The organism is Pseudomonas sp. SDO55104_S430 (genome assembly GCF_054070595.1).
The window spans coordinates 24,643-34,261 of the sequence record NZ_JBSVXG010000047.1 but is presented as its reverse complement, the minus strand read 5'-3'; the positions used below and the strand labels follow the sequence as shown (position 1 = coordinate 34,261).

Genomic DNA, 9,619 nt, shown 5'->3' with positions numbered 1-9,619 from the left:
GGTCAGTGCAAACCTGTAGGAGCGAGGCTTGCCCGCGAAGAGGTCCTAACGGTCGACCTTATGTTTCGCGGCATACAAACACAGCATCTCCATCGCCAGCGTCGCCGCCGCCAATGAGGTGATGTCCGCGTTGTCATAAGCCGGCGCAACCTCCACCACGTCCATCCCCACCAGATTGATCCCGCGCAAACCGCCGAGGATCTCCAGCGCCTGCACCGTGCTCAAGCCGCCACACACCGGCGTTCCGGTGCCCGGGGCGAACGCCGGGTCGAGGCAGTCGATGTCGAAGGTCAGGTACACCGGGTTGTCGCCGACCCGCGCGCGGATCGCCTCGACGATCGCGTCCCCCCCGCGCCGATGCACCTGGCGCGCATCGAGCACCTCGAAACCCTGATGATCGTCGTTGGTGGTGCGCAAGCCGATCTGCACCGAGCGCGACGGATCGACCAGCCCTTCCTTCGCCGCATGCCAGAACATGGTGCCGTGGTCGATGCGCTTGCCCTCTTCGTCCGGCCAGGTGTCGCTGTGGGCGTCGAAATGGATCAGCGACAGCGGGCCATGCTTGCGCGCGTGGGCCTTGAGTAGCGGATAGGTGATGAAGTGGTCGCCGCCGAAGGTCAGCATCGCGCTGCCCGCATTGAGGATGTGTTCGGCGTGGGCCTCGATGCATTCCGGAGTCGACTGCGGCGAGCCGTAATCGAAGTCGCAATCGCCGAAGTCCACCACCGCCAGATGATCGAACGGATCGAAGGTCCAGGGCCAGTGGCGCTCCCAGGCAATCCCGGTGGACGCGGCACGAATGCCCCGTGGCCCGAAACGCGCGCCGGGGCGGTTGCTGGTGGCAGTGTCGAACGGCACGCCGCTGACCGCCACGTCGACACCGCGCAGATCGCGGCTGTAACGACGACGCATGAAGCTGGTGATGCCGGCATAGGTGCTTTCTGCGGCCGTTCCGTACAGGCTGTCGCGGGTCATGGCCTGATCGTTTTGCATCGGGACTTCCATCACGGTTCTCCTTCTTATTAGTGGGCAGTTACGGTTGGCGACTGCGGAACGTGGTCCAGACGCGGGTGCGCTGGCGCATGTCCTTGAGATTCATGGTGCGGTCCGCGTACAGCCGGTCACGCACGTCGGCAGGTGGGTAAATGTCCGGATCGTTGCGCACCGCCTCATCCACCAGCGGCGTGGCGGCCTGGTTGGCGGTGGCGAAAAACAGGGTGTTGGTGAGCGCGGCAACGGATTCGGGACGCAGCATGAATTCGATGAACTTGCGCGCAGCTTCCGGGTGCGGCGCGTCCTTGGGGATCGCCAGGTTGTCCTGCCAGACCAGGGTGCCTTCCTTGGGAATCCGGTAAGCGACCTCGAACGGCTTGTTGGCCTTGCGCGCCTGGTCGGCGGCCATGCTGGCGTCGCCGTTGTAGGCCAGCGCCAGGCAGACGCTGCCGTTGGCCAGATCATTGATCTGCCGGCCGCTGGCCACGTACAGCACCGAGGGTTGCAGTTGATGCAACAAGGCCTGGGCCGCCTCGAGGTCGCTCTTGTCGGTGCTGTAGGGATCCTTGCCCAGGTAATGCAGGGCCAGGCCGATCACTTCCTGGGGCGAGTCGATGATCGCGATTCCGCAATCCTTGAGCTTGCTGGCGTATTCGGGCTTGAACAGCAGGTCCAGGCTGTTGAGCGGCGCATCCGGCAGGCGTTTGCGCACCGCTTCGACGTTCATCCCAAGGCCCAGGGTGCCCCAAGTGTAAGGTACGCCATATTGATTGCCCGGATCGACCGCCGCGAGCTTCTCCAGCAGGTCCGGGTCGAGGTTGGCGTACCCCTTGAGGCCTTCATGGGGGATGGCTTTCAAGGCCCCAGCCGCCAGCCCGCGGGCCAGCACGCTGGAGGACGGCACCACCACGTCGTAACCGCTGCCGCCGGTGAGCAGCTTGGTTTCCAGCACTTCCGGCGCGTCGAAGGTGTCGTAGCGCACGTGAATGCCGGTTTCCTGCTCGAAGCGTTGCAGGGTTTCGGGGGCGACGTAATCGGCCCAACTGTAGAGGTTGACCACCTGTTCTTCGGCAACAGCCATGGCGGACAGAGTGAGTAGTAACGCAGGAGCACAGAGCTTGAACACGGGAGCCATGACAACCACCTGACCAGAGAAAGTGGTTGCAGCATGCGATGTCCGATACATTGCTGAAATATCAAGTTTATTAACCTGACATTACTCAGGAGTAATGTGAATGCTCGGCCAATTTCACGATCTGGACCTGCAACTGCTGCGCTTGTTCGTCAGCGTGGTGGAGTGCGGCGGTTTCAGTGCGGCGCAGGGTGAACTCGGCTTGAGCCAGTCGAGCATCAGCCAGCAGATGGCCAAACTGGAAACCCGTCTCGGCTATCGGCTGTGCAGCCGTGGCAAGGGCGGCTTCAAGATCACCCCCAAGGGCGAGCAGTTGCTCAGCGCCACCCGTGGATTGTTCGAGTCCATCGAGGCGTTCCGGCATCAGTCCAACGGCGTGGCCGGACGATTGATCGGCGAGGTGCGACTGGGGCTGTCCGAAGCGCTGGACCAATCGGTACTGCAACGGGTGGCCGAGGCGATCGGACGCTTTCGCCAGCGCGACGAATCGGTGCGCATCGAACTGATGAGCGCCATGCCCGGCGAAATGGAGCGCCTGCTGCTGCAACAGCGGCTGGACTTGGCCATCGGTTACTTCTCCCAGGTGCAAAGCGCGTTCGACTACCGCGAACTGTTCACTGAAACCCAGCACCTGTATTGCGCGGTCGGCCATCCGTTGTTCGATAATCCGGCGCCGGATGACCAGGCCCTGCAAGCCTGTGACCGGGTCGATCACCCCTATCGCTTCCTGCGCAGCGACGAGCCGTTCCAGGGCAAATTGTGCTCGGCACGGGCGGAACAGGTCGAAGGCACCCTCGCCTTCATTCTGTCCGGCAAGCACATCGGTTACCTGCCCGAACACTTTGCCCGGGGCTGGGTGGACAAGGGTTTGCTGCGGGGGGTGCGGCGTGTGGGGATGAGTTTTGACGTGGCGTTTCATCTGGCCCGGCACCGGGCGCAGGTGCCGGGGGATGCGCAGAAGGCGTTCGAGGAGGATTTGCTGGCGGCGTTTGCCTGAATAGCGGTGAACGCCTTCCTGTGGCGAGGGGGCTTGCCCTACTGCCAGTCAGGTAAGGCAAAACACGGTCCATGTAGCAGCTGGCGAAGCCTGCGTCCGGCTGCGAAGCAGTCGTAAATCCAGGCTCTGCAGTGTGTCAGGCAAACCTTACATTCAGGTTTTGCGACTGCTTCGCAGCCGAACGCAGGCTTCGCCAGCTGCTACATGTCCTGCGGCGGCTTACCTGACTGGCATTAGGGCAAGCCCCCTCACCACAGGTTCAGCGTGCAACTGAGGCTTAAGTAAGGTTTCGGCCACGAAGGCTTTCTGGCATCCTGCGCCTCCATTTTCTGACCCCGGCCCCGCCACCCGGCACGCAATCACATGACCTCCCCTGAAAAAAACCTGCGCCACAACGACCTGATCTACGGTCTCGAAGACCGCCCGCACCTGACCGCCACCGTGTTCGCTGCCCTGCAGCACGTGCTCGCCAGCTTTGTCGGGATCATCACCCCCACCCTGATCATGGGCAGCGCCCTGGGCCTGCAAAGTGAAATTCCGTACCTGATCAGCATGGCGCTGTTCGTGTCCGGCCTGGGCACCTTTGTCCAGGCGCGGCGTTTCGGGCCGGTGGGCTCGGGGCTGTTGTGCCTGCAAGGCACCAGCTTTTCGTTCATCAGCGTCATCCTCAGCGCCGGCTTCATGGTCAAGGCCCGGGGCGGCGGTACCGATGAAATCCTCTCGACCATCTTCGGTGTGTGCTTCTTCGCCGCCTTCATCGAAGTGGTGCTGAGCCAATTCATCGGCAAGCTGCGGATGCTGATCACCCCGGTGGTGACCGGTACCATCATCACTCTCATGGGCCTGTCGCTGATCAAGGTGGCCATGACCGACATCGCCGGCGGCTTCGGCGCCACCGACCTTGGCGCGGCCAGCCACCTGGGCCTGGCCGCGCTGGTACTCGGGACCATTGTCGTGCTGAACCGGGTCGATGTGCCCTTCCTGCGCCTGGGGGCGATCGTCATCGGCCTGACCCTGGGCTACTTCGTCGCCTGGCTGCTGGGCGTAGTCGATTTCGCCAGCATGCCCGAGTTGCCGCTGGTGAGCGTGCCGGTACCGTTCAAGTACGGTTTCTCCTTCGATTGGGTGGCGTTCGTGCCTGTGGCGGTGATTTTCCTGGTGTCGCCATTGGAAGCGGCCGGTGACCTCACCGCCAACTCGATGATTTCCCGCCAGCCGGTCAAAGGCCCGCTGTACATCCGCAGGATCAAGTCCGGCTTGCTGGCCGACGGCCTCAACTCGGCCATGGCGGCGGTATTCAACAGCATGCCGATGGTGACCTTCGCCCAGAACAACGGGGTGATCCAGCTGACCGGCGTGGCCAGCCGTTACGTGGCGTTTTTCATCGCCGGGCTTCTGGTGCTGCTGGGCCTGTTCCCGATGATCGGCGCGGTGCTGCAACTGATGCCCAAGCCGGTACTGGGCGGCGCCGAGCTGGTGATGTTCGGCACCGTGGCCGTGGCCGGCATCAAGATCCTCGCCGAAGCCGGCCTGCATCGGCGCAACATGCTGATCGTGGCGATTTCCATCGGCATGGGCCTGGGCGTGGCGGCGGTGCCGGAAGTGTTGCGCGAACTGCCCAAGGCGCTGCACAACATTTTCGAATCGCCGATCACCGTCGGCGCGCTGTGCGCTATCGTTCTTAATATCTTCCTGCCCGAAGAGTTCATCGAACTGGAAGAAGACGATTTCGATCCGGAAGCCTCGATTCTGCAGGTCATGGAAAATCCGGATGTACCGGCCAAGGGTGAACCCGCCACACCGCCCGGTGTCGCAACAGTGAACCGCTAGACAGTGCTCAAGGGCTGAGCCGCTGGCGGTTCAGCCCTTTTTACTGACGAGAGCCTGTTCATGCGCAGCCTTTACTCGATTGTCCTTTCCATGCTGTTGCTTGCCCTGGGCGCCTGCGCCACCTATCCCAACAACGACCCGCTGAACATCAACGTGGTCGGCATCCAGCCGATGCAAAGCCAAGACATGGAAGTACGGTTTGCCGTGAAGATCCGCGTGCAGAACCCCAACGGCACCAACATCAATTACAACGGCGTGGCGCTGGACCTGGACATCAACGGCCAACCGTTCGCCTCCGGTGTCAGCAACGAATCCGGTTCCGTGGGTCGTTATTCCGAAGCGGTGTTGACTGTGCCGGTGAGTGTGTCGGCGTTCTCGGTGCTGCGCCAGACCTATGGCCTGAGCCAGATGCAGACGTTCCACAACATGCCTTACGTGCTGCGCGGAAAACTGGCGGGCGGCCTGTTCGGCACGCGGCGCTTCGTCGACAGCGGCCAGGTCAGCATCCCCGGCCCGATGACCGGGAACCGCTGAAACGAGAACCCTGTAGGAGCGAGCACGCTCGCGATGGAGATCAACGATAACGCGGGAACCCTGATTCCCCGCGGTGCCCGGACGTCCATCGCGAGCAGGCTCGCTCCCACAATGGATCTTCAGTGAACAGGTACATGTGGGAGCGAGCCTGCTCGCGATAAAAATGCTGGGTTATGCGGTGAATTTCACACCCGGTTTGGCCCGCTCATCCACCGTCAGTTCGAACACATCCGGCCGCGCATAGTGCCCGACCACGTCGTAGTCATAGCGCGCACGCACCAGCTCATCCGTGTCGATCTGGGCACTGATCAACCCGCGCTCTCCCCGCAACGGCCCGGCCAGGACATCGCCCATCGGCCCCACGATCACACTGCCCCCGGCAATCAACGGCCGATCCGCCGGCCAGTTGGCCACTTCCAGCCCCAGATCCCGCGGCGAATCCTGGACCTGACAGGCGCTGACCACAAAACAGCGCCCCTCATGGGCGATGTGGCGCATGCTGACCTGCCACATCTCACGCTCGTCCACCGTTGGCGCGCACCACACTTCCACGCCCTTGGCGTACATCGCGGTGCGCAGCAACGGCATCATGTTTTCCCAGCAGATCACCGCGCCGATGCGCCCGACCTGGCTGTCGATCACCGGCAGCGTCGAGCCATCGCCCTTGCCCCAGATCAGCCGCTCCGTACCGGTGGGCATCAGTTTGCGGTGCTTGCCCACCAGTCCCGCCACGGGATCGAAATACAGCGCGGTGCAGTGCAAGGTGCTGCCCGCCCGCTCGATGACGCCAATCACCAGATTCGCTCCGGTGCGCGCCGACAGCCCCGCCAGCGCATCTGTTTCCGCGCCGGGCACGTCGATGGCATTGGCGAAATAGCGGGCAAACGCCTCGCGCCCTTCCGGCAGGCGATAACCCAGTTGCGTGCCAAACCCCTCGCCTTTTGGATAGCCACCCAGCAGCGCCTCGGGCATCACTACCAGGGCAGCGCGGGATTCGATGATTGCGTTTTCGTAGGACAGGATCTGTTCCAGGGTTTCGGCCTTGCCGCCGGGCAAGGCGCCGATTTGCAGTGCGGCAACGATTGACTTGGCCATCTCGGTAACTCCATTGGCATCAGGTGTTGCTCATTCTCCAGCGCCAGCCGATCATGAATAAAGCCCTGTTCACTGCTGAATGATATGAACCAAATGAATATCGCCGACATCGACCTCAACCTGCTCAAAGTCTTCGAAGCCCTGCACGAGGAGTCCACTGCCAGCCGTGCTGCTCTGCGTCTGGGCGTCACGCAGTCGGCGGTCAGCGCGGCGTTGCGCCGGTTGCGGGAGGTGTATGGCGACCAGCTGTTCGTGCGCACCGGTCGCGGGTTAGCGCCGACCCTCAAGGCCAATCAGCTCAAGCCCGTGGTCAGCGATGCGCTGAACAAATGCCGCCAGAGCCTGGCCATGGTCGACCCGGATGCCAGCCATTACGAGGGCCGCTCCGTGACCCTGGGCATGTCGGATGATTTCGAGATTGCCTACGGCCGGCGCCTGATCGAGGAAGTCGCCCGGGTAGCACCGAAGCTGCGCCTGATCTTTCGCCAGACTCACAGCCAGATCGTCGGCGATGCCCTGATGGAGCGCAGCATTGACCTGGCGATTGCCGCCGGCGGATTTGCCGAACGCTTGCTCAGCCGTCAGGTCCTGGGTGAAGGGGGTTATGCGTGCCTGGTGGACCCGCGCAGCCTGGCGCCGGGGCAGAACAGCATCGAACTCGCGGAATTCGTCGCCCGGGAACACATCCTGGTGTCGTCGGGGGGCTTTATCGGGATTACCGATGAGGGGTTGGCGGCGCTGGGCCTGAGTCGTCGGGTCTGCGCCTCGACCACGCATTTTGCGGCATTGCCGCACCTGCTCAAGGGCAGTCAGGCGGTGGCGACCATTCCCGCACACGCGGCGCAAAGTATTGCTGCGCTTTGCGATCTGACGCTGCTGCCCTGTCCGCTGGCATTGCCGCGCTACCCGATCGAACTGGGCTGGCGCACCAGCACCCAACTCGATCCGGTGCTGGCCAAGGTACGCGAAGCGATTATTGCGAGTTTTTCGTGAGGCTTACTTGCTGGCCGCCATCAGGCGATTGACTTCACTGCGCACCATGTTCGAGAACTCGGGCGGCGACATGCCGTCCAGTTCGGCGCGAACCCACTCGGCCCACTTGCCCTTGCGCTTGGCACGCTCACCGAACAACCGCGCGGCCTCGCCCTTGGCTTTGCCCAGGTTGGATTGCCAGAGTTCGAACAGACGGGACTTCTCGTCCTCGATCTCCGCGCGCTCGGCGAGGGTTTTTGCGGCCAGATTGAAGCTCATGGAAATTTCCTGCTGGGTAAATAGCCGACATCTTACACTGTAGGACGATTCCTCCTGCCGGGATTTTCTCCACGCAGGACGCCAGCGCGCAAAATCGCTGCAACTTTTTCAAGCACCGCGCACTCCATTGTTCACTGTCACTAACCTGCAAGGAGTACTTCAATGGCCCGCAAAACCGCCATGCAAGCCGCCGAAGATCAAATCAAGGACCAGGCCTTCAGCGAGCTTCAGGCTCTGATCGAAGAGTCGGAAAAACTGCTCAAGAGCAGCGCTTCACTGGTAGGAGAGGAAGCAGAGACCCTACGCGGGCAGATCGCCCAGAAGTTGCAGCAGGCAAAAGACTCGGTGACCAGCGCGCGTGACCGCACACTGCCGGCGGTGCAAGCCACCGAAAGCTACATCGGCGGGCATCCGTGGCAGACCGTGGCCATATCGGCCGGGTTCGGGTTGGTGGTGGGGTTGTTGCTGGGAAGACGTTAATCCCCCCCCTTTCAAACACCGCAACCCTCCTGTAGGAGCTAGCTTGCTCGCGATGGTGGTCAACGATAACGCGGGATGCCTGACACCCCGCGGCGATCTCAGGTTCATCGCGAGCAAGCTAGCTCCTACAGGTACGGTGTAACGCCTTAGTTCTCAGCCAACTCCCGCAAAATCGCCAACGTCTGCCCATCCAGCACAATCCCGCTGACCTGCGACTTCGCCCGCTGGTGATGCCGGCGATCCCCCGGCAACCGCTTCAAACCCACCCCATGCATCTGCCGCACCAGTTCCTGGCTGCGCTCGGCGAAGCTCTGCCCGGCCGCCTTGCTCGGGTCGATGACAATCAGCAACTGACCAGTCCAGGGCGTCTTCGCACCCGGGTGATTCTTCCAGTCGAACTCGAACGAGAAATTCCCGCCGGTCAATGCCGCCGCCAGCAACTCCACCATCATCGATAGCGCCGAGCCCTTGTGCCCGCCGAACGGCAACAGCGCGCCGCCTTCGAGAATCGCTTTCGGGTCCTGGGTCGGCTGGCCGAGGGCGTCCACGCCCATTCCCGCCGGCAGACGCTCACCCTTGCGCGCGGCAATCTGCACGTCGCCGTGGGCAATGGCGCTGGTGGCCAGGTCGAACACAATGGGGTCACCATCGGCGCGAGGCGCGGCGAAGGCGATGGGGTTGGTGCCGAACAGCGGCCGGTCGGCGCCATGGGGCACCACGCAGGTCATGCTGTTGACCACGCTCAGGGCCACCAGCCCTTCATAGGCGAACGGTTCGACATCCGGCCACAGCGCGGCGAAATGGTGGGAGTTGCGGATGGCCAGCACCGCGATGCCGGCGCTGCGTGCCTTTTCCACCAGCAGGTCACGGGCCGCCGCCAATGCAGGCTGGGCAAAGCCGTTGCCGGCATCGACCCGGACAAAACCCGACGCAACGTCCTCGACTACCGGCACAGCCTTGCCGTTCACCCAGCCGCTCTGCAGCGTCGACACATACCCGGGAATCCGGAACACCCCGTGGCTGTGCGCACCGTCACGCTCGGCACCGGCGCAGTTGTGTGCCAGCACCCTGGCGACGTCCGCAGAGGTGCCGTGACGCAGGAATATCTTCTCAAGCAATGCCGTCAACTGGGCCAGTGACAGGCTTTGCGAGACAACAGCAGATTCAGGATGGAGTGGCGCAGACATCTGAAGCTCCAGACTAATTATTTTTTGGGCTCATTATTTTTTGGAAAGCGCTACAGCGTACGTAGAGCGCCGATTAACGACGCGCGGCGAGCCACCTGTCAACCCCTCGCAACCAGCGTC

The 9,619-nt window shown here is 62.7% G+C and carries 10 protein-coding genes; 5 read left to right on the top strand and 5 right to left on the bottom strand.

What is annotated here, in order from left to right; translation table 11 throughout:
• Positions 1-45 precede the first annotated feature (45 nt).
• Both speB and ACW9JE_RS11365 read right to left on the bottom strand, forming a co-directional pair.
• Positions 46-1,005, bottom strand: coding sequence for an agmatinase (gene speB / locus ACW9JE_RS11370; protein ID WP_457432790.1), 960 nt, complete (start codon positions 1,003-1,005; stop codon positions 46-48).
• A 28-nt stretch (positions 1,006-1,033) separates the two neighbouring features.
• Entirely contained in the window at positions 1,034-2,128 is a 1,095-nt protein-coding gene (locus ACW9JE_RS11365; RefSeq protein ID WP_457432789.1) for a polyamine ABC transporter substrate-binding protein, read from the bottom strand.
• A 100-nt stretch (positions 2,129-2,228) separates the two neighbouring features.
• Between ACW9JE_RS11365 and ACW9JE_RS11360 the strand changes: the two genes are divergently transcribed.
• The 3 genes from ACW9JE_RS11360 (at position 2,229) to ACW9JE_RS11350 (ending at position 5,486) form a co-directional block, all read left to right on the top strand.
• On the top strand, positions 2,229-3,122 hold the full coding sequence (locus ACW9JE_RS11360) for a LysR family transcriptional regulator (RefSeq protein ID WP_457432788.1): 894 nt from the start codon (positions 2,229-2,231) through the stop codon (positions 3,120-3,122).
• A gap of 363 nt (positions 3,123-3,485) precedes the next feature.
• Positions 3,486-4,952: a nucleobase:cation symporter-2 family protein gene (locus tag ACW9JE_RS11355; protein ID WP_457432787.1), complete on the top strand. Its 1,467-nt coding sequence runs from the start codon at positions 3,486-3,488 to the stop codon at positions 4,950-4,952.
• Between the two features lie 60 nt (positions 4,953-5,012).
• A complete protein-coding gene (locus tag ACW9JE_RS11350) occupies positions 5,013-5,486 on the top strand; it encodes an LEA type 2 family protein (RefSeq protein ID WP_224536556.1) in 474 nt (157 codons plus the stop codon).
• 171 nt (positions 5,487-5,657) lie between these two features.
• Here ACW9JE_RS11350 and ACW9JE_RS11345 read toward each other — a convergent pair whose 3' ends face one another.
• Positions 5,658-6,581, bottom strand: coding sequence for a carbon-nitrogen hydrolase family protein (locus ACW9JE_RS11345; protein ID WP_457432786.1), 924 nt, complete (start codon positions 6,579-6,581; stop codon positions 5,658-5,660).
• An 84-nt stretch (positions 6,582-6,665) separates the two neighbouring features.
• On the opposite strand from ACW9JE_RS11345, the gene ACW9JE_RS11340 reads away from it, so the two are divergent.
• Positions 6,666-7,574 (top strand): LysR family transcriptional regulator, encoded by a 909-nt coding sequence (locus ACW9JE_RS11340; protein ID WP_457432785.1) that lies wholly within the window; start codon positions 6,666-6,668, stop codon positions 7,572-7,574.
• Positions 7,575-7,577: 3 nt separating this feature from the next.
• Here ACW9JE_RS11340 and ACW9JE_RS11335 read toward each other — a convergent pair whose 3' ends face one another.
• Positions 7,578-7,832, bottom strand: a complete 255-nt coding sequence (locus ACW9JE_RS11335) for a hypothetical protein (RefSeq protein WP_224536549.1) — start codon at positions 7,830-7,832, stop codon at positions 7,578-7,580.
• A 162-nt stretch (positions 7,833-7,994) separates the two neighbouring features.
• On the opposite strand from ACW9JE_RS11335, the gene ACW9JE_RS11330 reads away from it, so the two are divergent.
• Positions 7,995-8,312, top strand: coding sequence for a DUF883 family protein (locus ACW9JE_RS11330; protein WP_224536547.1), 318 nt, complete (start codon positions 7,995-7,997; stop codon positions 8,310-8,312).
• Positions 8,313-8,458: 146 nt separating this feature from the next.
• On the opposite strand, the gene ACW9JE_RS11325 is transcribed toward ACW9JE_RS11330, so the two are convergent.
• A complete protein-coding gene (locus tag ACW9JE_RS11325; RefSeq protein ID WP_224536546.1) occupies positions 8,459-9,499 on the bottom strand; it encodes an Ldh family oxidoreductase in 1,041 nt (346 codons plus the stop codon).
• Between the last annotated feature and the right edge of the window lie 120 nt (positions 9,500-9,619).